At 51.9% G+C, this 25,184-nt stretch carries 18 protein-coding genes; 5 read left to right on the top strand and 13 right to left on the bottom strand.

Features of this window, described 5'->3' with window-relative positions; translation table 11 throughout:
• Positions 1 to 330: 330 nt before the first annotated feature.
• The 3 genes from EFB08_RS14085 to EFB08_RS14075 form a co-directional block, all read right to left on the bottom strand.
• Positions 331 to 1,479, bottom strand: a complete 1,149-nt coding sequence (locus EFB08_RS14085) for a pyridoxal phosphate-dependent aminotransferase (RefSeq protein WP_123127586.1) — start codon at positions 1,477 to 1,479, stop codon at positions 331 to 333.
• Positions 1,480 to 1,529: 50 nt separating this feature from the next.
• Complete coding sequence (locus EFB08_RS14080) at positions 1,530 to 2,108, bottom strand: uracil-DNA glycosylase family protein (RefSeq protein WP_123127961.1); 579 nt, start codon at positions 2,106 to 2,108, stop codon at positions 1,530 to 1,532.
• A gap of 247 nt (positions 2,109 to 2,355) precedes the next feature.
• The gene (locus tag EFB08_RS14075; RefSeq protein WP_123127585.1) at positions 2,356 to 3,321 is read right to left on the bottom strand and encodes a hypothetical protein; all 966 of its coding nucleotides are present in this window, start codon (positions 3,319 to 3,321) and stop codon (positions 2,356 to 2,358) included.
• 217 nt (positions 3,322 to 3,538) lie between these two features.
• Between EFB08_RS14075 and EFB08_RS23535 the strand changes: the two genes are divergently transcribed.
• Positions 3,539 to 3,706, top strand: a complete 168-nt coding sequence (locus EFB08_RS23535) for a hypothetical protein (protein ID WP_165864904.1) — start codon at positions 3,539 to 3,541, stop codon at positions 3,704 to 3,706.
• 133 nt (positions 3,707 to 3,839) lie between these two features.
• Here the strand turns inward: EFB08_RS23535 and EFB08_RS14070 are convergent, their stop codons facing one another.
• The 4 genes from EFB08_RS14070 to msrA all read right to left on the bottom strand — a co-directional run bounded on the left by EFB08_RS14070 (position 3,840) and on the right by msrA (position 12,061).
• On the bottom strand, positions 3,840 to 4,244 hold the full coding sequence (locus tag EFB08_RS14070) for a response regulator (protein ID WP_123127584.1): 405 nt from the start codon (positions 4,242 to 4,244) through the stop codon (positions 3,840 to 3,842).
• A gap of 24 nt (positions 4,245 to 4,268) precedes the next feature.
• On the bottom strand, positions 4,269 to 7,376 hold the full coding sequence (locus EFB08_RS14065) for a PAS domain-containing protein (protein WP_123127583.1): 3,108 nt from the start codon (positions 7,374 to 7,376) through the stop codon (positions 4,269 to 4,271).
• Between the two features lie 116 nt (positions 7,377 to 7,492).
• On the bottom strand, positions 7,493 to 10,849 hold the full coding sequence (mfd, locus tag EFB08_RS14060; RefSeq protein WP_123127582.1) for a transcription-repair coupling factor: 3,357 nt from the start codon (positions 10,847 to 10,849) through the stop codon (positions 7,493 to 7,495).
• 549 nt (positions 10,850 to 11,398) lie between these two features.
• The gene (gene msrA, locus EFB08_RS14055) at positions 11,399 to 12,061 is read right to left on the bottom strand and encodes a peptide-methionine (S)-S-oxide reductase MsrA (protein WP_123127581.1); all 663 of its coding nucleotides are present in this window, start codon (positions 12,059 to 12,061) and stop codon (positions 11,399 to 11,401) included.
• A 136-nt stretch (positions 12,062 to 12,197) separates the two neighbouring features.
• Between msrA and EFB08_RS14050 the strand changes: the two genes are divergently transcribed.
• Complete coding sequence (locus tag EFB08_RS14050) at positions 12,198 to 12,467, top strand: hypothetical protein (protein ID WP_123127580.1); 270 nt, start codon at positions 12,198 to 12,200, stop codon at positions 12,465 to 12,467.
• A gap of 175 nt (positions 12,468 to 12,642) precedes the next feature.
• A complete protein-coding gene (locus EFB08_RS14045) occupies positions 12,643 to 12,996 on the top strand; it encodes a hypothetical protein (protein WP_123127579.1) in 354 nt (117 codons plus the stop codon).
• A gap of 217 nt (positions 12,997 to 13,213) precedes the next feature.
• Here the strand turns inward: EFB08_RS14045 and EFB08_RS14040 are convergent, their stop codons facing one another.
• The 6 genes from EFB08_RS14040 to EFB08_RS14015 form a co-directional block, all read right to left on the bottom strand.
• The gene (locus EFB08_RS14040) at positions 13,214 to 13,729 is read right to left on the bottom strand and encodes a YdeI/OmpD-associated family protein (protein WP_123127578.1); all 516 of its coding nucleotides are present in this window, start codon (positions 13,727 to 13,729) and stop codon (positions 13,214 to 13,216) included.
• 176 nt (positions 13,730 to 13,905) lie between these two features.
• On the bottom strand, positions 13,906 to 14,601 hold the full coding sequence (locus tag EFB08_RS14035; protein WP_123127577.1) for a hypothetical protein: 696 nt from the start codon (positions 14,599 to 14,601) through the stop codon (positions 13,906 to 13,908).
• A 106-nt stretch (positions 14,602 to 14,707) separates the two neighbouring features.
• Positions 14,708 to 16,366 carry a glucose-6-phosphate isomerase gene (gene pgi / locus EFB08_RS14030; RefSeq protein WP_123127576.1) on the bottom strand — a complete coding sequence of 553 codons (1,659 nt, stop codon included), beginning with the start codon at positions 16,364 to 16,366 and terminating at the stop codon, positions 14,708 to 14,710.
• Positions 16,367 to 16,517: 151 nt separating this feature from the next.
• Complete coding sequence (locus tag EFB08_RS14025) at positions 16,518 to 17,321, bottom strand: DUF3658 domain-containing protein (protein WP_123127575.1); 804 nt, start codon at positions 17,319 to 17,321, stop codon at positions 16,518 to 16,520.
• A gap of 32 nt (positions 17,322 to 17,353) precedes the next feature.
• Entirely contained in the window at positions 17,354 to 17,959 is a 606-nt protein-coding gene (locus EFB08_RS14020; protein ID WP_165864903.1) for an inorganic diphosphatase, read from the bottom strand.
• Between the two features lie 160 nt (positions 17,960 to 18,119).
• A complete protein-coding gene (locus EFB08_RS14015) occupies positions 18,120 to 21,035 on the bottom strand; it encodes a M1 family metallopeptidase (RefSeq protein ID WP_125077743.1) in 2,916 nt (971 codons plus the stop codon).
• Between the two features lie 311 nt (positions 21,036 to 21,346).
• On the opposite strand from EFB08_RS14015, the gene EFB08_RS14010 reads away from it, so the two are divergent.
• Both EFB08_RS14010 and EFB08_RS14000 read left to right on the top strand, forming a co-directional pair.
• Positions 21,347 to 22,663, top strand: coding sequence for an amidohydrolase (locus EFB08_RS14010; RefSeq protein WP_123127572.1), 1,317 nt, complete (start codon positions 21,347 to 21,349; stop codon positions 22,661 to 22,663).
• Positions 22,664 to 23,060: 397 nt separating this feature from the next.
• The gene (locus EFB08_RS14000) at positions 23,061 to 24,854 is read left to right on the top strand and encodes a thiamine pyrophosphate-requiring protein (RefSeq protein WP_123127570.1); all 1,794 of its coding nucleotides are present in this window, start codon (positions 23,061 to 23,063) and stop codon (positions 24,852 to 24,854) included.
• Positions 24,855 to 25,184: the final 330 nt, after the last annotated feature.

Here is a 25,184-nt window from a genome sequence, read left to right as displayed (position 1 = left end):
GCGTTTGTCACTTTTCTCCTTGATGAGAAAAGTAACCAAAAGAATCAAGAAGCCTCAAACTCGCTGACGCTCAGACAGTGAGGCTTCAATTCAGTACCACCCCGCTGCCGTCCTTTGTTTCATAGTTGACGTAGGGTATTGTCGTTGGAAAAGCTACTGCATGCATCCAATTACCACTGGGCTACGCATGCGGCCCAGTGGTAATTGGATGCATGATTCTGAGAATTGTTGGAGTTGCTGCAATGTCTGCATCGTTCTGCGGACTGATGTTTTAAGGCTGCCTTTGTGATAACTGCCTTCAAAAACCTTTCATGACTCAGAACTCAAGTCTCACAACCGGCACAGCCGTTCTGCGGCAGCTCGTAAGGTCTCCTCTTTCTTGGCGAAGCAGAACCGAATTACCTGGTGATCCAGGCCATCATGGTTGAACACGGAGACTGGGATTACGGCAACGCCGGCTTCTTTGGTGAGCCTTTGGGAGAAGTCCACATCAGATAAATCAGAGATTTGAGAGTATCGGGCTAGTTGGAAATACGTGCCGGCACTATGTAGCAGCTCAAACTTGGAAGGCTGTAACAGCGAGGCGAAAAGGTCGCGTTTTTGTTGGTAGAATTGCGGCAGCGTGAGGTAATGTTCCTGGTTGTCTAGGTAGGCAGCGATAGCGTGTTGCAGTGGGGTTGCCGTGCTGAAGGTAAGGTATTGGTGTACTTTCCGGAACTCGGTGGTGAGGGCTGCGGGTGCGATGCAGTAACCTACTTTCCAGCCGGTGGTGTGGTAGGTTTTCCCGAAGGAGGAGACCACGAACGATCGCTCGGCCAAGGCCGGAACCGTGAGTACGCTGTGGTGCGGCTGGTTGTCAAACACCATGTGCTCGTAGACTTCGTCGCTTAGGATGAGGAATGGGAATTTCTGGGTGAGGCGGATCAGTTCTTCCAGGTCTTCTTTCTGCCAGACGGCCCCGCTGGGGTTGTGCGGCGAATTGATGATGAGCAGCCGCGTTTTCTCCGTCAGGTTATTTTCTACCTTTTGCCAATCTACACTGAAATCTGGGAAGCGCAGGGGCACGAACACTGGCACGCCGCCGCTGAGCTCAATGGCAGGTACGTAGGAATCATAACAGGGCTCCAGGACCATCACTTCATCGCCGGGCTGTACCACGGCGGAAATGGCTGCGAACAAGGCTTCAGTGGCACCCGAGGTTACCGTGATTTCGGTGTCTGGATGGGCAAAATGGCCGTAAAGCTGCTGCGTCTTCTGGCTGATTTTCTTCCGCAGTAACGGCAAGCCGGGACTTGGCGCGTATTGGTTATGACCCGCTCGCATGGCTTGGGTTACCAGATCGATCAACTCCGGGGGGCAATCGAAATCAGGGAAACCTTGGGATAGATTGATGGCCCCGTGCTGCAAGGCCAGTTGGCTCATGGTGGAGAAGATGGTGGTGCCTACGTTGGGCAGTTTGCTCTGCAAAGAAATACTCATGCGCTTTCAGCCTGTTTTGGTGAAAATAGGTAAAAAACGCATTGCTTCTTTTAGCCGGGCAAAGTTGCCTGCACAATTTCCTGCAGGGTAGGAATTACTTCGCGCTCAAACCATGGATGGCGTTTAAACCAGGCGATGTTTCGGGGCGAGGGGTGGGGCAAAGGGAGGAACTTGGGCAGGTAGTCTTGCCAGGCTTCTACCGTCTGGGTGAGGGTTGGTCTGGCGTTTACGCCCAGGAATGCCCGCTGTGCGTAGGTTCCAATGAGAAGGGTAAGCTGGATGTTGGGCAGCAAAGGCAGCAACTGCGGATGCCAGTGCCGGAAACACTCTGGGCGGGGCGGCAGATCGCCGGAAGGGCCAGTGCCGGGGTAGCAGAAGGCAGTGGGCACAATGGCTACGTGGGCTTCGTTGTAGAATTCATCGGGCGTGAGCCCCAGCCAGCTGCGCAGGCGTTTACCGCTCTGGTCATCCCAGGGAATGCCGGAGGCGTGAACTTTGGTGCCGGGTGCCTGGCCCACAATCATAAGCCGCGCCGAAGTAGTTGCCCGCAACACTGGTCTGGGGCCGTGGGGCAGGTGGGCAGCGCACATCTGGCAAGCTCTGATCTGGGGCAGCAATTCTTCTAACATGGCGGGAAGCTGTTTTAAGGCAAATTTCCGAAAAAGGGCGCAGAAACTCGGGTAAAAAAAGAAGCCGGTACCAAAAGGCACCGGCTTCCGGACTTAAAAGGTGGTAGGGTTATGCTTCGGGGTAACCATCAGCGGAGACCTCATCCTCGGGGAATGCCCGGAGAAGTAAATAGGAGGCTACTACGCTGGTTACGGCAATGGCTATCATCAGGGCTCTCATGGTTTCTCAACGGGAAAGAACCTCTGTTTAATAGTTCCGCGGGTTGTTGTTGCGCGGGTAACGGGAATTGTTGTCGTCTCCGGAGTCTGTCTCGTCTGACCAACGCGGGCCTCGCTCGGTGCCGCGGTCATGGCGGGAGCGGTACTCATAGTCATGGTCATGCCGACGGTTATCTTGGTCATGACGGTCATGGTCTGGGTGCTGGTGAGAGTTGCGGGAAAACATATTTTTCACATCGTGCCAAACCTCGCGGGCACCTTCGCGCATATCTCCCAGGATGTCGCCTTTGTCACGGTCCATGACGCGGCCGTCATCGGCGGTGTAGCGTTGCTCTCTGTACCAGTCATGGTTGCCGCTGCCGTACCGGTAGTCATCGTCTTTGTAGCGGCTGCGGCCTCCTGGCCAGTCGTTGTAAGGGTTGTCATCTGGGCGAGGGAGTTCTTCGCGCACGCCGCGGGAATCCATGTAGCCGCCGCGGTAGTAGTTCTCATTGGAATCATCTCTGCGGCGTTGCTCAGAAAGTCTGTCTTCTGAATGCACGCGGTTGTGGGCATGCCCATCAGAATCCTGGCGGGCGGAGTAATTGCCGCGGCCATCGCCGTAAGGTGAATAGTTGTTGCTGTTGTTATTCTGAAAAGAGGAATTCTCTTGCCGGCGCTCAAAGTGCGTGTTGTTGCCGCGGCCGTCACCGTAGTTCAGGCTGTTAGGGTTGCGATAGGCGCTGTACTCCCTGTTACCGTAGTGTTTGCTCAGGCTCGCGCCCAGGTCGGCGTTGGAGTTGCGCTGATGGGAGTCTTCCGGGAAGTGGCTCCGTTGCTGGTTATTAGGCCCGGTATGGAAATGGTTACCGTTGTCCCAGGTGTTTTCGTTTCCCGGCTGGGTAGGTTGGTTCCGCTGCTGGTCGCGGTTGTACAACTCACGGCCTATCCGGTGATTCTCGGCGTTGCCGTCCGGACCCGGACGGAACTCATTGTATCTTTGATTGCTGTCCATGATTCTATTTGTTTTAATAGCACAATAGATACCTCTTGAGGAAGAGGGAATTGGTAGGTATGTGTACGATGGCGTTGCCGCAGGGTTAAGCCCCTGTGGTTCCTGGTTTTATTTTTGGGGTGTTTTCAGGAAAAGGGCAGGAAAGGAGAAGGGGTGTGGAAAACCTTTGAAAAAGATTTCAGTAAGTGGAAGAAATCATTTTCAAGCGTACCTTTTTATGAAACGATACTTACCTCTGTTGGGTGTTTTCTTGTTGTTTTTCCTGGTGATATCTGGGTTTGCGCACGGTCAGGCTAAAATTGGGAAATCGGTTTTATCCTCCTCTGTAGCCGGAAATGGAACCTTGGTTTCTATCTTCGCTGATGCCGGCCTGAACGTGAGATAAACGTTTAGCGGATTGTGTCTCTGACCTGAATTCCGGTAGAAAAAATTAACATCGTTACATCCTCCAATATGCAGAAGGGCGGCCTTGAATATTCAAGACCGCCCTTCTTTTATATCTTACTTTTGGTTTTCGTTTAGCTGAAGTGCTGGTTCAGGATCTCGCGCACGTGGGCTTCTTCCAGGGGTTTGGAGATGTGCTGTTCCACGGCGTTGTATTTTTTGAGTTTCTCCAGGTCATAGAAACTAGCCGATGAGGTGAGCATCATGACCAGAATGCATTTCTGGGCTGTCTCTGGCAGTTGGTGGTATTGGTCCAGGAACTCAAACCCGTCCATCACAGGCATTTTAATGTCCAGGAACATGAGATCTGGGAGAGGCTGCCCTGCGGCGATGGCCTCTTTCAGAAAGTTAAGTGCCTCTTCTCCGTTGGTGACTACCTCAATGTTCTCAGCGATTTCCATACGGGTAAGGAGCCGCTTATTCAGGTAATTGGTGGTCTCGTCGTCGTCAACCAATAAAATCAGGTTTAACTTTTTCATAGGACAAATATAGAAGCGCTTACGCTAGTAAACGTGGTTTTTAAAATAAATAGTAAAGGTGGTGCCTTCGTTCACCTGGCTTTCTACCTCAATACGGCCGCCGTTTTTCTGCACAATGCGGTTAAGGATGTAAAGGCCCAAACCAGAACCATCTACGTGGTTATGGAAGCGCTTGAACATCTGGAACATCTTGGGGCCGTGTTTCTCCATGTCCATGCCCAAGCCGTTGTCCTGCACGGTGAGTACGGTAAATCCCTGGTATTGGTACGTCTGCAGGTGCACCTTTGGTACCCGGTCTGGCGAGCGGTATTTCACCGCGTTGCTGATGAGGTTGTAGAAAATACTCTTCAGGTTCACGCGGGAATATACCAGCGATGAACCCAGCGAAAAGTCACAGGTGATTTTGGCGCCCGAGCCCTGGATCAGGTCCTGGATGCTGAGCTTGACCTCGTCTACCAGTTCAGATAGGTGGATCTCTTCCTGATGGGCGTCAATTTCCTTCTGCACTTTCACAATCTCAGACAGATCTGAAATGGTGGCATTAATCTGCTTCAGAGACCGATTGAACATGTTGATCAGAAGCGGGGCGTCTGGGTCATGGAAGGTGGCGCTTTTGGTGAGTTCCTGGAAAATGCCGGCCATGTTGATGATGGGCAGTTTGAGGTCATGCGAGGCGGTGTAGACAAAGCTGTCCAGGTCCTCGTTGATGCTGCGGAGCTCCTGGTTGGTTTGCTCCATAAGCTCCTCGTTGCGTTTCTGGTCCTCAATCTCAGTACACGTGCCAAACCACCGCAGAATGGTGCCGTTCTGGTCCCGCTGCGGGAGGGCCCGGGCCAGAAACCAACGCCATTGCCCGTCTGAGGCCCGCCGGAAGCGGTATTCCACTTCGTAGGGTTCGCCGGTGCGCAGCGAATGCCGCCACCGGGAGAAGGCCCGTTCCTGGTCATCTGGGTGCAGGAGGTTGTTCCACATATGGGTGCCCTTGCTGGCTTCCACGTCATAGCCGGTGTATTCCACCCATTGCCGGTTGAAATAATCATGGTAGCCGTCGGGGTCAGTGGTCCAGACAAGTTGGGGCATGCTATCGGCCAGGAACTGGAAATTCTTGGTGCTTTCCTGCAAGTCCAGCAACATTTGTTTCTGGTCCTGGATGTCTGTGTGCGAGCCCACCCACATGGTAATGGCCCCTGCCTCGTTCCGAACAGCAATTCCGCGTACCAGAAACCACCGGTATTCTTCGCTGTTTTTGGTGCGCCATCGGTTTTCAATCATATACGTTCCCCCGGTAGCAAGAGAGTGGCTCCAGCTTTCATGGGTAGCCCGGATGTCATCTGGGTGAATAAAGAATTCCCATCCCCAGCCGGTTAACTCTTCCTCGGTGGTGCCCAGGTAATCGTACCATTGCTGGCTGTAATAATCTACATAGCCGTCTGGCCGGGCGGTAAACGTCATGTGAGGAAGGGCATCCAGAATCTTGAGGGTTCGCTCATGCGAGACTTTCAATTCCTGGGCCAGTTTGGCGGCTTCTTCCTGAACCCGTACGCGCTCGGTTACTTCCACAATCAGGATCATGACCCCTTCCACGGCGTGGTGCTCATCAAACAGCGGCTGGTAGGCGAAATCGAAGTAGCCCAGTTCTAATTCACCGGTGCCTTTCCTGTCTAGATAGGCAGGTGTCTGGTTCCCGAAATAGGCTTGGCCGGTAGCGTATACCCTGGCAATGTGGTCAAAGAATCCCTGGGTTTCCAGTTCCGGCAGGGCCTCTTTGAACGGCTTGCCCACCATCTCGCGGCCGCCTACCAATTGCGTGAACTGGGGGGTAGCGAAATCACCTATCCAATCTGGCCCTTTCACCACGGCAAACTGTACCGGAGCCTGGGCCAGCATGCGTTGCACATACTCGTCGCGCTCTTTGAGCTTTTGCTGGATTTCTTTCTGCTCCTGAATGTCTGTGTCTACGCCTATCCATGCCCGGATATTGCCTTGCCCATCGTACAAGGGGGTGGCGCGCATGGAAAACCAATGGTACTGCCCGTCTGAGGCTTGTTTCAGGCGGGCCTCGTTCACGTATTCTTTGCCGGTGCTCAGAGCCTGGCTCCAGGTAGAAAAGGTGGGGTGCAGGTCTTCAGGGTGAATCACTTTCTCCCAGCCTTCGTCTGGGTGGGTGTTGCCGGTATAGGCGTACCAAGCTTTGTTGTAGTAGTAGATATAGCCATCGGCGCGGGCTACCCAGGCAATCTCAGGAATTCCCTCCAGCAAGGCACGCACGTGCTGCTCACTGGCTTTGAGCTCAGCGGCATAGCGGTTTTTCTCGGTGAGGTCCAGCATGGCCCCAATCATGCGCACAGGTTTTCCAGTTGCATCCCGGGCAACGGTGCCCCGGTCCAGGATTTCGGCGTAGGTGCCGTCTGCTTTTCTGAACCGGTATTCATCCTGCCAGGTAGAACCGTCGCCATCAATGACAAGGTGAATGCCCTCTACTACCCGTTCCGCGTCATCGGGGTGAATACGGCCGTACCAAGAATTGATGTCATGCTCAATTTCTTCCGCTTTGTAGCCAAATGTCACCTGGAACCCGTCGTTCCACCAGATGGTGTCATCGGTCAGGCTCCAGTCCCAGATTACGTCATTGGTGGCTTTGGCAATGAGCTCAAACCGCTCCAGATTTTGCTGGGCTTGTTGGGCCTGCTTTTCGGTTTCCTTTTGAGATTTGACGTGCTGGGTGACATCCTCCGACTCATGGATAAGGTAGAGCACGTTGCCGCTGGTATCCAGCACGGGCGAATTGGAAGGTTGCCAGTACTTCTCCTCAAACCCACCGCCCATCTCCACTGGCCGCGTCACATCATAGCGCTGGAGCGCCATTTTATGGGTCATCTTGTAATCCCGGGCAAATTCCAGCGACTGCCTCCAGTTGAGAACCCCGTCTGCGGTAGCCAGGTCTGGATTGTCTGGGAACACGTCAAACAGGTACTTCCCCAGGATGGACCGGTCTTTAAAGGTAGAGGCCAGATAGGCGTCACTGGCTTCTACAATAGTAAAGTCTGGGGAAACCACAATGTAGGGCCTTGGTAGTGCCTTAAAGATGGAATGAAGATCAGGAGAGGCAGCGGGCAGGGAGGAAGACTTCATGAACGGAAGCGCATTAAATTCTGTAAAGTGGGTCTACAGGGAAGCCCTGTAGCGAAAAAGGATTGAGAGCAAAACCGTTTAGGGGCAGTTTTGTTGAAAACTGCCCCTAAACGGTTTTAAACATGCATCTCTTCAAAAATGCCTTTGACCTGTTGTAACGTAGAAACATCCTCTACCGTCACAATGAGTTTATCTTTGGCTTCCTTCAACCTTGAACGGCGCGGATGCTGCTGCACGTATTTCAAGATTCGGCTGAACGTTTCTGACTGGAAGAAGGCCTCGTTGTTCATGCTGGGGATGTAGCCCTTCAAGGTGTCTTTTTTGAGCGTAAGCTTCTCAAATCCTAAATGACAGGCTTCCCAGCGCATCTTCACGATGTTCACCAACTGCTCCACCTCGGCGGGCAGCGGACCGAACCGGTCAATCATGCCTTCCACTATTTTCTCCAGACTTTCCAGGTCTTTCACGCGGTCAAGCTTGCTGTACATCTGCAGACGCTCAGAGATATTGCTGATATAGGAATCGGGGATGAGGATTTCCAGGTCAGTTTCCACAGAACACTCTCGAATTGGGTCCAGCAGTTTGTCGGCTTCCAGCTCTTTGAAAAACAAGTCGCGGAACTCCGTTTCCTTCAGTTCCTGCACCGCCTCGTCCAGAATCTGGTGGTAGGCCTCAAACCCCAAATCGTTGATGAACCCGCTCTGCTCGCCGCCCAGCATGTTCCCCGCCCCGCGGATGTCCAGATCGCGCATAGCAATTTTGAAGCCCTCGCCCAGGTCAGAAAATTCCTCCAGGGTACTCAAACGCTTGCGGGCATCAGACGGAAGTCCGGATACCGGCGGCGTTAGCAAATAGCAGTACGCTTTCTTGTTGGACCGGCCCACGCGCCCGCGCATCTGGTGCAGATCGCTCAAGCCAAACATGTGTGCCCGGTTGATGAGGATGGTGTTGGCGTTAGGGATATCCAGGCCGCTTTCAATGATGTTGGTGCTCACCAGCACGTCATACTCGCCCTCCACGAAGCGCATCATGCGTTTTTCCAACTCCTCAGGGTCCATCTGACCGTGAGCGTACGTCACCCGGGCATCAGGCACCAACCTTAAAATAAGGTTGGCCATTTCCTCGATGTCTGAAATGCGGTTGTGCACAAAGAAAACCTGGCCTTTGCGTTTTAACTCATAAGCCACGGCGTCTCTGATGAGTGTATCGTCAAACACATGCAACTCAGTTTGTACCGGTTGGCGGTTAGGTGGTGGTGTGGCAATCACGGAAAGGTCACGGGCGCCCATCAAGGAGAAGTGCAGCGTACGCGGAATAGGCGTAGCGGTAAGCGTGAGCGTGTCTACGTTCACCTTGATTTCCTTCAAACGATCTTTCGTTTTCACGCCGAACTTCTGTTCCTCATCAATCACCAGAAGGCCCAGGTTCTTAAACTTGACGTCTTTGCTGGCCAAACGGTGCGTTCCGATGAGAATATCAGTTTTGCCTTCCGCCACTCTGGACAAGGTTTCCTTTATCTGCTTGGTGGTTTTGAAACGGTTGATGTACTCCACGTTCACGGGAAAAGCTTCTAATCTATCCCGGAAGGTTTTGTAGTGCTGCATGGCCAGGATGGTGGTAGGCACCAAAACCGCTACCTGCTTGCCGTCACAAGCCGCTTTGAATGCCGCTCGTATCGCTACCTCCGTCTTCCCGAAGCCCACGTCACCGCAGACCAATCGGTCCATGGGGTGTGGTTGCTCCATATCGTTTTTCACGTCTTCGGTGGCTTTGCCCTGGTCTGGGGTGTCTTCGTAAATGAACGATGACTCCAGCTCGGCCTGTAGGAAACCGTCTCTTGAGTAAGCGTAACCGGGTGCTTTCTTGCGTTTGGCGTACAGCGAAATGAGCTCAGCGGCAATGTCTTTGACTTTGCTTTTGACCTTCTTCTTCTTGTTTTCCCACTCCTGTGAGCCTAATTTGCTCATGGTGGGCGGCGTACCTTCCTTACCGGTGTATTTAGATATTTTGTGCAGCGAGTGGATACTCACGTAGAGCAAATCATCATCGCGGTATACCAATCGGATAGCCTCCTGCAAGCGGCCACCTACTTCTACTTTCTCCAGCCCCGCAAACCTTCCTATGCCGTAATCCATGTGCGTGACATAGTCGCCGGGCTTGAGCGTGCGGAGTTCCTTGAGGGTAAGCGCCTTTGATTTGGAGTAGCCTTCGCGGGTTTTGTGCTTGTAGAAACGCTCAAACAACTGGTGGTCTGTGTAGCACACCAGTTTCACCAGATCGTCTACAAAACCCTCGCGCAGCGCCAGCATCAAATGGTGGAAACGTACGTCGTGGTCCAGTTCATCAAAGATGGTAGTTAATCTATCTGCCTGGCGCGGCGACTCGGCGGCGATGACGTTCACGTAGCCATTGCTTTGGTTTTCGTGAAGGTTGGCCACCAGCCGCTGGAAATCTTTGTTGAACGAGGGCTGCGGATGCGCCTGAAACTGCACCACCTCGGCATTGCGGAAGTTGAAGCGCTTGCCAAACTCCACCATGGTGAACGTTTCAAGCGTCTTTTTGAAATTCTTGCCTGATTCGAATAGGTCCTCGGGGTTGGAAACGATCTGCACGCCGGCACTATGCTCCAGCATTTCTTTGAACGCTTGTTCGGCCTTCTCAAACGACTCAGTCACCACATCCACGGAGTGGCGGTAATCCTTTACCCAAATGATGCTGTTTTCAGGAATAAAGGCCAGAAACGACTCACGGGTTTCCTGCAGAAGCTTGGTCTGCACGTTGGGGATAATGGAGATCTGCTTTTTCTGTTCCACCGAAAGCTGCGTGTTGGGGTCAAACGTCCGGATGCTTTCTATCTCATCCCCGAACATCTCCAAACGGAACGGCAACTCGTTCGCATAGGAGAACACGTCCACGATGCCCCCGCGCACGGCAAACTGACCGGCCTCGTAGACGAAATCGGTGCGTTCAAAGTCATAGCTGGCCAGCATCTCCGTGAGGAAATTCACATCCAGTTTCTCGCCCACCTTTGCGCCCAACGTATTCGCTACCAATGATTTTTTGTTGATGACTTTCTCAGTGAGCGCTTCGGGGTAGGTCACGATTAAGGCACCCGCGCCAGCCCGGTTGTTCAGGCGGTTGAGGACCTCGGCACGCAGCAGGATGTTGGCGTTCTCGGTGGCATCGAACTGGTAGGCGCGCTTGTACGAGCTAGGGAAAAGCAGCACTTCCTGGCCTTCTTCCAACAGGTTGGAAAGGTCGCTGTAAAAGTAAGCGGCCTCTTCGCGGTCATGCAGGATGAACAGGTGCGTGTTGGGCTGCATGGTTTGCAAGGCAGACGCCACCACGGCATCAAGGCTACCCACCAGCCCTTTGAGTTGTATATGTTGAGGTTCAGGAGTCTGCAGGCGCTGGGCCACGGTTTGCACCACGGGATCCTGCCGGTACAGCTCCAAAAATTGAGTTGCTTTCAAAGGTAAATCTTTTCTAGAAAAACAGGGGCAAAGCTAGCCATTCTTGCCGGTTACTGGAAACGAAGTGGAAGAAGGGTTAGTTGCCGGAATTAATGGGAGATTGAGAGATTGAATGATTAAGAGATTAGGTGAATAATTGAAGGCAGAGATTTTAAGCCAGTTTGGAAAAAGGAGGGCTAAAACCTACCAACGTGTGGATTCTTGCTACGGCCTTGTTCTAAGCTGTTCATTCTTTCTGGCTGCTTCCTATTCACAGGTTGTTTCGCTGGCGCGAGCCTCCAACTCGTGTCAGCACGCATTGCCACGCGCTCTATATCAATTTGCCTTTTTGAAAGGGTCTTTCGCGCAAATGGAAGAACTGTTTCTTCTCCGGCTTTCTAGTTTGCCCACAAGATCTTTCCATGATGACAAAGTGGGATAACCATTAACCTTATCAGCAATGCGCGCAGACACGAGCCGGAGGTTCGCGTCAGTGGTGAAGTCCAGCGGTGAAATTACTAGGACTATAAATCTTTCAGGAAACACATGCACTCAATCATTCAAAAATTACTACTCGTCCTTCAACTTGCCTTCCATCTTCTTTTTGAACTTCTCTACTTTAGGGGTAGAGACCGCGCGCATGTAGGGGTTGTTGGGGTTGTTACGGTAGAAGTCTTGATGCTCTTCCTCGGCGGGGTAGAATTCTTTAAGGGCCGCTACTTCGGTGACAATAGGGGCCTGGAAGGCGCGGGTAGCATTCAGTTTTTTCATGTATTCCTCAATCTGGGCTTTTTCCTCGGGGGTGCGGTAGAAAATGGCCGAGCGGTACTGGGTTCCTTCGTCCGGGCCCTGGCGGTTAAGCGTGGTGGGGTCATGCGCCGCAAAGAAGGCCTCCAAAAGGGTTTGGTAGGAGACTACTTTCGGGTCATAGTAAATCTGGACGGCCTCCGCGTGGCCGGTTAGGCCGGTGCTTACCTGCTCATAGGTGGGGTTCTTGGTGGAGCCGCCCGTGTAGCCCGAAATCACGTCATGCACGCCTTTCAGCTTTTCGGCGGCTTCCTCGGTGCACCAGAAACACCCCCCCGCAAAGGTGGCTATGGCTAAGCTATCACGAGGAACCGAAGGCTGTTTAGTGGCCGAGGAAGTTTTAGTGGCAGTTTGTTTTTCCTTCGGGCTTTGGGCGCAGGAACTGAAACCGAATAAAAATATAAAAGCAAAAGCGAGAAGTCTCATCGTTATTGTCGTGGGAAATTGCATATAAGTAAAACCGTAAAAGTACGGTATAAGTTTCGGGGGGAAGTAGGCGAAGGACCGGTAACTTTTTAAGGCTCGCCCGGTAAAATGAAAGTAAACCAAACGCATGTACACTATGTCAGAATCAGCGAAAACCACCACCGACCATGATACCATCCGGAAATGGGCTGAGGCCCGCAAAGGCAAGCCTGCCTCTGTGAAAGGCACCGGAAAAGGCGAGGAAGCCGGTCTGCTGCGCATCAATTTCCCGGGCTACGCCGAGGACAACCTGGAAGACATTAGCTGGGAAGAGTTCTTTGAGAAGTTCGAGGAAAAGAAGCTGGCTTTCCTGTACCAGGATGAGAAAGACAGCCATTTCTCAAAACTCGTGAACCGGGACAAATAGGCGAGAGTTGCTTCTAGCCTGGGCGTTTCTGGCCTGTTTCTTAGAAAGCAGGCCAGAAACGCCTTTTTTTGTCTTAGATACGGGAGGATGATAATAATCATCTCTTTTTATTTGGACTCATTCTAAACAGTGCCTATTTTTGCAGTGTTCCTTTTGAGCTTCAGTTGATTCCCCTATGCCTACCCCTCCTAATCTGCAAGAGTTATTCCGGACTATCTACGGCGCTGTTTACCAGTGCAATCGCTATAACTGCTATTTTGTGGAGTTTGCCGGGGGCATTTCCCCGTTCAAGGTGAAGGATTTCCTGGCGCTGAAGCAGCAGGTAGACGCCATCAATGTGGAGCAGATGGTAAAAGACCCTTCCCGGGCCTCTGATGTACAAGTGCTGATGCCTTACCGCTCTGAGCGTTGCTTCGTCCTGACGTTAACCGATGTACTGCATTTTCAGGAGCTGTTACAGGGAGCCAGAGCCATGATGTCATTAAACAGCATCCTCTTTGAATGCCTGTATGCCCCAGTAGTCTCTTAATTGACTTTTCCTATTTGCCTTTTCGTAGCGAAGCTCTTTCTAAGGAAGAGCTTCTTTGTTTTCAATACCACTCAAAGTTCAGTTGCAGCCTGTGCCAAAAGGGTGAATACTCTTCTCGCGTTTAAGGGGAAAAAACGTTTCAGAGCCGGTTTCCTGAAAACAGCCCTAAAGCGCTTCTCTGGTTTTCCTTTCTACTCCAAGGCTTGGAGTCTTCCGTTCATACTTCCCTTTTCTCCAGCCCCAGAATCTCCCGAAAGGTTTCTTTCCCCGGCTTCAGCCGTTTCAGGTTTTGGACAAGCATAATGGAACGGTCAATCCGGAGCTGCGAACTCTTCACCGCTGCTACGTGCTGGATGATGTACCGCTGCATGCCGGGCTTGAGCTGGTCAAAACGGGCTTTGCCTTCATCATCTTGCCTAAATAACTCAGTAAGTTCCTCTGGCACGGGCGTGCCGTATTTGCTTTCGTCTTTGGCAAGTGACACTTTCACTGGGCTACCTTCTTGAAGGCCAAGTTGTTTCAGGCGCTGTTTGGTGAGCGTGATGTACCCTCTGCCTTGCCCTAGCGCTACAATGCCGCCTTGATAAGTGAGCGTGTTATTCACGGTAACCAGCAACCGCACGTTGAACTTGCCGCCCAACTGCTGCACCACCTCAGCCGGAATCTCCAAGTAGTGGGTGCCCATGAGGTACTCTAGTTTTCCAATGTGCGTGGTGAAGTGGATGGGAGGCATGTTGAGAGAAGTAGGGTTTGAGGTAGTTTAATTAGATTGAGTTATGATTTCAAAATGTTTATGAAATTATGGGAATTGGAATATTTTAAACTAAGTAACCACAAAAACAAAGTAGAAATCTACATTTGAATGCTCAACATCCGGATATAATTCATAAACACATTGTTAGAAGTAGTTTATTTTCTGATGAAACTTTGAATTTCATCTAACAAATTGTTTAGTCTAACATTTGTATCTCTGCTCTTCTCTTTTTGATTTTTGTTCGCTATAACCGCATAATCCCGAGTTATAAATAGTGCTTTGTTTAAAATGATTAAGAATTGGTTTATGAAACTTGCGGCTTCCTCGCCATCTAACTTATAGGCTGTGTCGTAATATTTTTTCAAACTTTTTTCAATGTGTCCTGCTGTATAGTTTCGGGTATTCTCAATCTTTTTATAATCAGTTGCTTTCTTGAAAGCGTCTATGTCTTGAAATAAACTTTTAAGGCTTCCTTCTAAATCTGGATAGTTGCTTTCAACTATAGTTTGTATTCCTGATTTTCCTTTTAAAGGTTTTAATTTGTCGATGGTTTCATAAATTATCAGATATGAGTATTTGATAAAAAATATTTTCTCCCAGTCTGTTTTAGCTTTAACCAAATTCATGAGATTAACTGATAAATCCAAAGTCGAAATAGTGATGTAGCCATTGTAGTTGTTAAACTGCTCCATTTCTTTAAAGTCGACATAATCTTGTTCCGGATTTATTGTATTCAGCAACCTTTTTGCTTCTTCTTGAAGTGCAATGTTTCTCCTTAAGCTATCAAGATGCTTTGTGTAGAAATCTATATTCTTCTCACACTGATCAAGTAGCTTCTCTAAACCATTCATATTGAAGGAATAAGTCCTGTAAACTAGAATTTAAACAAAAATTCATTCCGGTCATCCGTTCACAGGAATAGATAACCGGAATGAATTCAAGAAGATTTTACAAATTTTACGCGTCCTGTCTAAACACTTTGAACTGCTTAATCAGACCGTTAGTGGAAGAATCATGCGAGGTGATTTCCTCCTCAGACATCAACTTCGGCAGAATCTGCTTGGCGAGTTGTTTGCCCAGTTCCACGCCCCACTGATCGAAGCTGTAGACGTTCCAGATCACGCCTTGCACGAAGATCTTGTGCTCGTACATGGCCAAAAGGCTGCCCAGGGTTCTGGGGTCTAGTTGCTTGAACAGGATGGAGTTGGTAGGGCGGTTGCCTTCAAAAACCTTGAATGTTTTCAGGCTGTTTATCTCTTCCTCAGAGCAGCTCATGCGGTGCATCTCGGCAATCACCTCCTCCTCGGTTTTTCCGTTCATCAGGGCCTCGGTCTGCGCGAAGAAGTTGGCCATGAGTTTCGGGTGATGGTCGCCCAGCGGGTTATGGCTGATGGCTGGGGCCAGGAAATCGCAAGGAATAAGTTTGGTGCCCTGATGGATAAGCTGGTAGAACGCGTGCTGTCCGTTGGTGCCCGGCTCGCCCCAGATGATAGGGCCAGTCTGGTAATTAACGGGTTGTCCGTTGCGATCTACGTACTTGCCGTTGCTTTCCATATCACCCTGCTGGAAATAAGCCGCGAACCGGTGCATGTACTGGTCATATGGCAACAAGGCGTGTGATTGCGCATCGAAGAAATTGTTGTACCAAATGCCCAGCAAAGCCAGAATCACGGGCAGGTTCTGCTCCAGCGGTGCTTTGCGGAAGTGGTTGTCCATGGCATGCGCGCCGGCCAGCAATTCCCTGAAGTTCTCATAGCCCACGGTGCAGGCAATAGATAACCCGATGGCCGACCACAACGAGTAACGTCCGCCAACCCAATCCCAGAACCCGAACATGTTCTGCGTGTCAATCCCGAACTCAGCAACGGCTTTGGCATTGGTAGAAAGGGCCACGAAGTGCTTCTTGATGTGCTCCTCGTCCTGGGCTTTCTCCAGAAACCAGCTACGCGCGCTCAGGGCGTTGGTCATGGTTTCCTGGGTGGTGAACGTCTTGGAGGCGATCATGAAAAGCGTCGTCTCTGGGTTGATTTTCTTCAGCGTCTCGGCAATGTGCGTGCCGTCTACGTTAGAAACAAAGTGCGTGGTGATGTTGGGTTTCTGGTAGGCTTTAAGGGCCTCGGTTACCATCACAGGGCCCAGGTCTGAACCACCAATGCCAATGTTCACGATGGTGTCTATCGGCTTGCCGGTGTAGCCTTTCCATTCGCCGCTGATCACAGAATCAGAGAACTTCTCTACCTGCTCCAACACTCGGTTTACCTCCGGCATAATGTCTTTGCCGTCTTCCAGAATAGGCGTGTTCGACTGATTGCGCAAGGCTACGTGCAGCACCGAGCGGTTTTCTGTGAAGTTGATTTTCTCTCCGGTGAACATGGCCTCAATGGCGTCCTGCAGACCGCACTCTTGTGCCAGTGAAAACAGCAACGTCTGTGTTTCCTCGGTGATCCTGTTTTTGGAGTAATCCAGCAGGATATTCTCAAACGTGACGCTGAACTTCTCAAAGCGCTGCGGGTCCTGCGCAAACGCGTCTTTCAGGTGGCTGTCTTTGATTTGCGCGTAATGCTGCGTCAGCTTCTCCCAGGCTTGGGTGGTGGTAGGGTTTATGGATGGAAACATGCGTATGTTTTAAGTTCAGGTCAATGGAGAGCGAAGTTAGGAATTGTGGCGACTTTAGGAAAAAGAGTTTGAAAACCGCCGGCGAAAGTGGCAGGCGTTTCTGCGCCGGTTTTCAGAAAGCAGCCTTATAACCTTCCTGCTATGCGGTATTTTAAGGCTGTTTAGTTTTTGTAGTGGCACGTTTTACTTTATACTCTCTAAGGCAATTTAGCTTGCCATCAACTTCTAACTCTCCGCTTTTTACTAATTGTACCAATCGCCAGTTGAGGGTAGAATCACTAGCTTCAAACCAAATATCTACCAGCGATTCACCGACAATCCTGGCAGCCTTCAGAAGTTCTTCTTTGCAATGTGAAAGGAGTGTGTCATCGAAATAAGAAACCTCCTTTGACTCAATCACCCCATCGGCTCGGGCTACTCTCATTAAACTATTTTCACTTTTTAGGCGGGCCCACATAGTCACCCATTTCCCGTATTCCTCCTGGTCTGTTTTTTTAAAGTATTTATGAATTAGATGTACCTGCTCTGGGTTCATGACACTTAGACTCTCTGCGATGTTGCCATTTTTAGGAATATCTGCTATGGTAAGATTGCTGAAGTAACCTTGTAGCTCAAAGACTAGCCTTGCGGTGGCAAGTCTTTCAGAGGTGGTTCTTCCGCACCAGATGTATATTTCCGCTTTATCCTTTGAATTATCTCTTATGCTTTGGATTTTGTCAAAATCGCCGGTAACGTAGGACCTTAGGTAAGCAGCATCTTCTTTGCAAGGCAGATTACTAGTTACCCAATTCTGTCTTTCTACCCTGCCATCTAATGAGCCTAAATTAATAGGCCCAACCCTCAGATCATCATTCAAGCTTACCACAGAATCAACATCTGCAGTCATCTCTTTAATGGAAAGCAGAGTCAATTCAGCAGTTTCTCCAAATACAATATGGATCTTCTCTGAAGCCATGATTATTTTAATTATATGCTACAACGCTCAACTTACTGCACCCACTTCTGAATCAACTGGTCAGCGAAGGCCTCACTCTTCCAGGCCGATAAACGGGTGGGTTGCCGCGGATTCACGTTCAGATACCACTGCTCCAGAATGCTTTTCACCGCCGGATATCGGGCCGAAAAATCACTGAAGGAGTTGGGCGAAATGGTTTGTTCACTGGGCCTGGCCGGTACCGCCACAATCAGGTGCCGAAGTTCTCCCTCGCTTTCCAGCACCATCACGCCCACGGGCGAAATTTCCAGCACTGTGCCCGGTTCTTTCTGGTCGCAGAGAATAATCACCGGCAACGGCGCCGCGGGCCGACCCTGCACTGAGTCTACCAAGGTGGAAGGAATAAACCCCTCATTGCCGGGATAAGGCAAGAACTCCAGCTTGCGGGGTTGCCCGGCCTCCAGCTGCGGCACAAACTTTTTCTCCTTCGCATCATAGACCTGCGGCAGGGTGGAGCCCGACGGGGTTTCCACCACAGCCTGCCAGTGCTTGGTTTCGGTGATGGCCGGCAACTCGCGGTAATCGGGTTTGCAGCTGAGGCAGAGAATAGCCATAAAAAGCAGCCAAAGCTGCCCATTCTTTAGTGAAGCGACGCGCATGTTCGTGGAAAGGGGTAGAAGCGTTTTCAGCCTGTTTCCTGTAAGATAAGTGAAAAACCGCATTCTTTCAGCTAAAACAATATTGCCTTTTTTATCCTTTCTAAACCATTCTCCCAACCATCCATTCACTCCTTCTCTCACGCTTTCCTTTACTCATTCACTACTGCATTTCGTCCAGCAGCCGGAAAGGGTTAAGCTTTTGCAGGTTCAGCGAGTACCTGATGCTGTTGCGGAAATCCTTGAAGTTTCTGGGGAAATGGTTCTCAAAGTTGCTGCCCGCCACCGGAAGGTAAATCTGGAAAGCATTGTTAAGGAAACTCCATTGCAGACCGGTACCGTAAAAAAGTTTGTTCTGCTCCTGCACGCGGCCCAAGTCAAGGTACACGGCAAAAGGCGTCACGGGTAGATCGGCGGTGAGGTTGAGGGCAGCTATCCACTCACGGCTATTCACCGGCACCGGATTCCGGAAACCGCCGTCCTGCCGATCGGTCTGCCGGATGGCCGAGGCTGGATTTGCCGATCCGTACATGTCGGTGCGGTTAAAGAAAGGCGTTTGCTTCAGGTAATCGGGGCTGCCGGCTAAACCAAGCAGGAAAGGACTACCAAGCTGATTGTTTCCGGCCATTAACCCCACGAAGCCCCGCACCCTGATTTCTTTGTCAGGACGATATTCCCGCCAGTTCTCCAGGGAAAGCCTGAACCGAATCGGGCTGAAATAGGTAGGGCCTTGGTCCGTTAACCCAGGGAAAGTGGTAGGAGCGGAAGGAACAGCGCGATAGCTGAACATGGTGGCGTCAAAGGCAATCTGGGTGCCGCTTATGGCATTTTTGGAAAGTAGCTGATAAGCGATTCTAGGCGCCTGAAAATCGGGGAACAAATCATCCTCCACCAAATGCCAGGCAAACGTCAGCTGTTGCCGCGGAGTGGTCGGGTTTTTAAGCTGATTGTGGAAAGTAATACTGGGAACAAGGGTATAGAACGTAGCGAACCGCTGGCCCTGCACGCCCATCTCTACCTTCCGAAGCGATCCTTGCCCTATCACCCGGTACCTAACATCCGCTAAGCCCGTAAGCCGATTACTCCCGAAAGCGTACATCGGCAGCACCACGTAGTTGAATTTGTGCTCGGTGAGAAAGGTGTTATAGAACACCGCTCCCGCCTGAAATTTGTCAAAGGTATTGTACCCCAGGGCCGGGGCTACGAAAAGCTGCTTCTTGTCTATGCGGTCAACGCCTACCAAAGCCCGAAGCTGCAATAACTCGGTTTTCGGGAAAAGACGCCCTAAACGGTACTGGTTGTCTCGGCGGTCCAGCACAGGGAACACGTACTCAGGATCTAAAACGATGCGGTCAATTTCTGCGGTGGTGGTGAAGGTTACCGTCTGCTCTTTTTCGCCCGGTTTAGTCCAGTGGGATTCCAGCACTTTGCCCTCTCCATCTACTGCACTTACCTGCACCGGCAGGGCCATTTTACCCGTTTGTTGCACTACCGCTTGAATGATTCCGCCCGAGGTTTTAACGGTTTTCAAACGGGCATCTGGGAGAGAAGTGGAAGGTAATAGATCCTTGAAAAACCAGCTTAGTTGCTTTCCCGTGGATTTCTCCAAAACGGCCTGTAAATCCTCGGGTGCCGGGTGGCGGAACTTCCATTGGTGATAATAGGCCTGCATGGCGCTGTCAAAGCGGGCAGTGCCCAGGTACTTTTCCAAGTACTGGAATAGTTGGGCCGTTTTCAGGTAAACGCCGGTGCCGTAATTAAGGGTTCTGAACTGCTGCGCCGGAGCGGTCACCGGTTGGTCTAATCCCCGACTGGCCGCCGACAAATAGGCGGAATTGTCAATGGCTGTTGGTGGCAAATCATCTACTCCAAAAAACTTCCCGAAGGCATTGGTGTTCACTTCGCTGGACACCATCCCGGCATACTTATTCCGAAGCGCCTTCGTCCTGATCTCATAATATGAGTTGATGCCTTCGTCCAGCCAGGGGTGTTCGCGCTCGTTGCTGCCCAGAATGCCGTAAAACCAGTTATGGCCCACCTCATGGATGATCGCCTCGGGCTCAGTGACCGTCACCATCGGGTATTCCATGCCTGCTCCGGCACTCAACGCTGCGTCAACTGCGGTGGCCTGACTGTAGGGGTAGTCACCCAGCCACAAAGAGTAGGCGTACACGACATCGTTGATCTCGTGTGCTCTTTTCAGCCATTGGTCGGCCTGCCTGTTGGTGAACAAAAGCCAGGTGGTGACAGTGCGTTTCGAGTGCGGCAATGTCACTTGGTCTTTGAGTACGTTGAACCGCTTATCTGCGAACCACGCGAAGTCATGGATGCGGTCTTGCCGGTAATGCAGCGTTTTGGTTTTCGTCGCCGAGGGCGGAAAGTTCAGGTCGTCCTCGTTGAATTCCTTCTTGGCGGCGGTGACCTGCGCCAGGCTGTCCAGACGCACCTGTTCCTCTCGGTTCTGCAGTTCGCCGGTCGCGCCTACCGTATAGTTGGCCGGCAGCGTGATGCGCACGTCAAACGACCCGAACTCAGAGTAGAACTCGCCTTGGTCCAGGTACGGCATCGGGTGCCAACCCTTCGGATCGAAGACCGCCGGTTTGGGGTACCACTGCGAAATCTGGTACGATTGCCCCACATGCCCTAGCCGCGAAAAAGAATCCGGCAACTTCACCTGAAACGGCGTGCTGATGGTAATCCGACTTCCTGGAGCCAGGGGCTGGTTTAAGGTGAGCTTCGCGATGTCCGGATTTTGCGCATCCAGTTCCCAATTTATGTTTTGGCCGTCTATTTTGAAATCCAGCCCTGAAATAAACCCGCGTGCTTCCTTCGGGGCGAAGTGAAATCTGTCCTCATCATTCAGAAGCTGCTGTTTGCCGAAGGCGGTGCTCCGGTCTTGGTAGGCGTTGGGCCACAGATGGAAGTACAGGAATGTCAGCGTTTCCGGTGAGTGGTTCACATATTCAATCTGTTCCGAGCCCGAAAGCGTGTGCTGCACATCATTCAGCGTCACGTCAATTTTATAGTTCACCTCTTGCTGCCAGTATGATTGCTGGGCGAAAGCGAGAAATGGAAACAAAAGCAATACAGAAAGAAATAGGCGAAGCGGCATCAGGTAAGTCTAAAATCCGGTTGAAATTACAATTATTAAAAGTAGGGGCAATCCCTTGAGATTGTCCTTGCGCCGGCCAAGCAGTTCTGGTTGTTGGTGAGAACACGCAACAACGGAAGGAGAATTGGTGTGGTTTGCTGTTAAAATTTCTACTAAAGGTAAATAGCAGCAAAAGGCCATCCCAAGGGATTGCCCCTACAGATGATTTTGCCCTGTTTTTCAGAATTTATGCTTAAAATAGGAGTGCGAACTATCACTACCCGTCATAACCAAACTACATGCATCCTTTTAAGAAGATAGCCTCGGCAGCAGCACTGGTGGCGCTTACCCAAATTGCCCAAGCTCAAACCACCAACCTGCACGCCCAGATAGACCAACTCGCGAATAAACTAGAGCCGAAGGTCATCCAATGGCGCCGCGACTTCCACCAGAACCCCGAGCTCAGCAACCGTGAGGTGAAGACTGCCGAGAAAGTGGCCAAACACCTGAAAAGCCTCGGGTTTGAGGTGAAAACCGGCGTGGCCAAAACCGGCGTCATCGGCATCTTGAAAGGCGGACAACCCGGACCCGTGGTAGCCCTCCGCGCCGATATGGATGCCTTGCCCGTGACCGAGCGTAACAGCCTGCCCTTCGCCTCTAAAGTGCGCACCACCTTCAACAACCAGGAAGTAGGCGTGATGCATGCCTGCGGCCACGACACGCACGTAGCCATGCTCATGGGTGCCGCCGAAATCCTGGCCCAGCACAAGAAAGACCTCAAAGGCACCGTGAAGTTCATCTTCCAGCCCGCCGAGGAAGGTGCTCCGGCCGGCGAAGAAGGCGGTGCCGATGTAATGGTGGCCCAGGGCGCTCTGGAGAACCCCAAAGTAGACGCCATCTTCGGGCTGCACATCAACTCCGCCACCGAGGTGGGCACCCTCAAATACCGTCCGCAGGGCACCATGGCCAGTTCCGATAACTTCAAGATCAAGGTGAAAGGCCGCCAGGCGCACGGCGCGTACCCCTGGATGAGCGTTGACCCTATTGTGGTATCGGCGCAGATCATCAACGGCATCCAGACCATTGTAAGCCGCCAGATGGAACTCACCAATGAGGCCACCGTAATCACCGTGGGCGCCATCCACGGCGGGGTAAGAACCAACATCATCCCCGAGGAAGTGGAGATGATTGGCACTATCCGGGCCCTTGACCCCAAAATGCAGGACCAGCTTCATGAGAAACTGCGCCGCACCGCTGAGATGATTGCCGCCAGCGCCGGTGCAACCGCCACGGTGGAGATTGTGAAAAATACGCCCATTACCTACAACCACGAAGCCCTCACCGCCCACATCCTCCCAACGTTACAGACCGTGGCAGGCCAGCAGAACGTGGTCCTCACCAAAGCCGTGACCGGTGCCGAGGACTTCGCCTATTACCAGCAAAAAGTACCGGGCGTGTTCATCTTCGTGGGCGGCATGTCCAAAGGCCAGGATGTATCAAGAATCCCAGCCCACCACACCCCAGACTTCATGATCGATGAAAGCGGCCTTAAACTAGGCGTCCGCACCCTGGCGTACCTAGCCGTAGATTACCTGAACAACCCGCTGAAGAAATAAGAAGCCTCCATATCTAATTTAGCACGCACCCCGTCCCCTTTGAAGGGGGTAGGGGGATGATCACTCATGCTGATGATGGATTTCCGAGGTCCTTTGTAGGGGCAATCCCTTGTGGTTGCCCTTTTCATTTGAAACGCATCTACTCTGTAGCAAACGCAATTGCTTCTTGATGCTGCAATGTCATCCCCTACCCCCTTCAAAGGGGACGGAACGCGTGCCGGTTTGATAACCTCCGTTCTAATAGCCAGTGCCTCGTTTTTAAGCTGTTTTCCAAAAGCAGCCTTAAAGCGAGGCACTGGCATATTTGCCTAATAACATCAGTGTCTGAACCATCTGCCCCTGAGGTCGTACCAGTTTAGAGCCTTTTTTGCCAGAAGGAGCCTTAAAACAGAAGCGTATGCCACAGCAGGTCAGTGATTTCATAGTGGAACGCCTCCATCAATGGGGGACGACACGCATTTTCGGGTATCCCGGTGATGGGATTAACGGGGTTATGGGCGCTTTGGAGCGGGCCGAAGACAAGGTAAAGTTCATTCAGGTGCGGCACGAGGAAGTGGCTTCGCTCATGGCCTGCGCCCACGCGAAGTTCACCGGGGAAGCGGGCGTTTGTCTGGCCACCTCAGGGCCGGGCGCGATTCATTTGCTCAATGGCTTGTATGACGCTAAACTGGACCATCAGCCAGTGGTAGCCTTGGTGGGACAGAAAGCCCGCACGGCCCTGGGCGGGCATAGCCAACAGGAAGTAGATCTGGTTTCGTTGTTCAAGGATGTCGCCAGCGAGTTCGTGCAGATGGCCACCGAGCCCAGCCAGGTACGGCATCTGATTGACCGTGCCTTTCGCATTGCCAAAGACCAGCGCACCGTTACCTGCGTCATCCTGCCCAGCGATCTTCAGGAATTGGAGTACAAGGAGCCGGAGCACAAACACGGCACGGTGCACTCGGGCATCGGGTACCTGCCGCCGCGCGTGCTGCCCCGTGACGAAGACTTGGAGAAAGCCGCCGAGGTGCTGAATGCCGGCAATAAAGTAGCCATTCTGATTGGGGCCGGGGCCAAAGACGCCGCCGAGGAAGTAACCCAGATTGCCGAAGTTCTGGGCGCCGGCGTGGCGAAGGCATATCTGGGCAAAGCCGCCTTGTCAGATGAACTCCCCTTTGTGACGGGCGCCATCGGGTTCTTCGGGACCGAGGCCAGCCACCAGATGATGGCCGACTGTGATACCCTGCTCATGATTGGTTCCAGTTTCCCGTACGCCGAGTTTCTACCCAAAGAAGGCCATGCGCGCGGCGTACAGATAGACCTGGACGGGCGCATGCTCAGCATCCGCTACCCCATGGAAGTGCCGCTTATAGGCGACAGCGCCGAAACTATCCGCGCACTCCTGCCGCTACTCCACCGAAAAGAAGACCGTACTTGGCGGCAAACCATTGAACAGAACATCCAGAACTGGGAGAAGCAGTTAGCCGAGGAAGCCAGCCACCCAGCCAATCCAGTGAACCCCCGTTTGGTGTTTGAAAAGCTCTCGCCGCGTCTGCCGGAGAACTGTATCTTGGCTGCTGACTCTGGTTCGTCCTCCAGTTGGGTAGCGCAATACCTCAAAATCAGGGGGAATATGAAGTTCTCAGTTTCAGGAACGCTGGCCACAATGGGCTGCGCTTTGCCGTACGCGCTCGCCGCCAAATTTGCCTACCCAGACCGGGTGGCGTTCGCGTTTGCGGGCGATGGGGCCATGCAGATGGGCAGCACCGAGGAATTGTTGACCATCCAGAAATACTACCGCCAATGGATTGACCCACGCCTGATTGTGCTCGTGCTCAACAACCGAGACCTCAACTTCGTGACCTGGGAGCAGCGCATGAACGAGGGCAACCCAAAATTCAATGATTCTCAAGTCCTGCCTGATTTCAACTACGCCGCCTACGCTGAGAGCATCGGCTTAATAGGCATCCGGATTGACCGCCCAGACCAAATCGACGCTGCTTGGGAAAAGGCCCTCAAAGCCGACCGGCCCGTAGTGATCGACGCCCTCACTGATCCCGAGATCATGCCCATTACCCCGCAGGTAGCCGCTAATTTCGCAGAGAACATCGCTGAGGCCATTGAACAAGGAGACACTGCCGCCGAGCAGCGCCTGGAAGAACCTTTGAAAGAAGCCGTGGACGAAGCGAAGGAGAAAGACAAGAAAGAGTAGTAGGTTTGTTTAGGCGCTGTTTTTCAGAAATAGGCCCTAAATCACGTACTACCTACTTCACTGAATCGCTGGCGCGAGCGTCCCGCTCGTGTCCGCACGCATGCCTGATCCTCTTTTGCTTCCTGCTTTTCAAAGTTTATAGACCTGGGCCGATCTCCTCCTTACTTGTCATCCTGAAAGGATCTTGTGAGCGAACGGTAGTAGCGCTTACTAAATGCTTGCCTAGTTCGCCAACAAGATCTTTCCAAGATGACAAAGGGAAGCGTTAGGATGACAGGAGAATGCACATTAAATATGTTCAGGACTGCGTGCGGACACGAGCTACAAGCT

The organism is Rufibacter latericius (assembly GCF_003721515.1).
GTDB classification, from domain to species: domain Bacteria; phylum Bacteroidota; class Bacteroidia; order Cytophagales; family Hymenobacteraceae; genus Nibribacter; species Nibribacter latericius.
Note: the sequence above shows the minus strand (reverse complement) of the source record. Positions and strands in the feature narration are given on the sequence as shown.

Coding starts and splice junctions, on each gene's coding strand:
- EFB08_RS14085 (WP_123127586.1), bottom strand. CDS start 1,479: ATGAGTATTTCTTTGCAGAGCAAACTGCCCAACGTAGGCACCACCATC.
- EFB08_RS14080 (WP_123127961.1), bottom strand. CDS start 2,108: ATGTTAGAAGAATTGCTGCCCCAGATCAGAGCTTGCCAGATGTGCGCT.
- EFB08_RS14075 (WP_123127585.1), bottom strand. CDS start 3,321: ATGGACAGCAATCAAAGATACAATGAGTTCCGTCCGGGTCCGGACGGC.
- EFB08_RS23535 (WP_165864904.1), top strand. CDS start 3,539: ATGAAACGATACTTACCTCTGTTGGGTGTTTTCTTGTTGTTTTTCCTG.
- EFB08_RS14070 (WP_123127584.1), bottom strand. CDS start 4,244: ATGAAAAAGTTAAACCTGATTTTATTGGTTGACGACGACGAGACCACC.
- EFB08_RS14065 (WP_123127583.1), bottom strand. CDS start 7,376: ATGAAGTCTTCCTCCCTGCCCGCTGCCTCTCCTGATCTTCATTCCATC.
- msrA (WP_123127581.1), bottom strand. CDS start 12,061: ATGAGACTTCTCGCTTTTGCTTTTATATTTTTATTCGGTTTCAGTTCC.
- EFB08_RS14050 (WP_123127580.1), top strand. CDS start 12,198: ATGTCAGAATCAGCGAAAACCACCACCGACCATGATACCATCCGGAAA.
- EFB08_RS14045 (WP_123127579.1), top strand. CDS start 12,643: ATGCCTACCCCTCCTAATCTGCAAGAGTTATTCCGGACTATCTACGGC.
- EFB08_RS14040 (WP_123127578.1), bottom strand. CDS start 13,729: ATGCCTCCCATCCACTTCACCACGCACATTGGAAAACTAGAGTACCTC.
- EFB08_RS14035 (WP_123127577.1), bottom strand. CDS start 14,601: ATGAATGGTTTAGAGAAGCTACTTGATCAGTGTGAGAAGAATATAGAT.
- pgi (WP_123127576.1), bottom strand. CDS start 16,366: ATGTTTCCATCCATAAACCCTACCACCACCCAAGCCTGGGAGAAGCTG.
- EFB08_RS14025 (WP_123127575.1), bottom strand. CDS start 17,321: ATGGCTTCAGAGAAGATCCATATTGTATTTGGAGAAACTGCTGAATTG.
- EFB08_RS14020 (WP_165864903.1), bottom strand. CDS start 17,959: ATGCGCGTCGCTTCACTAAAGAATGGGCAGCTTTGGCTGCTTTTTATG.
- EFB08_RS14010 (WP_123127572.1), top strand. CDS start 21,347: ATGCATCCTTTTAAGAAGATAGCCTCGGCAGCAGCACTGGTGGCGCTT.
- EFB08_RS14000 (WP_123127570.1), top strand. CDS start 23,061: ATGCCACAGCAGGTCAGTGATTTCATAGTGGAACGCCTCCATCAATGG.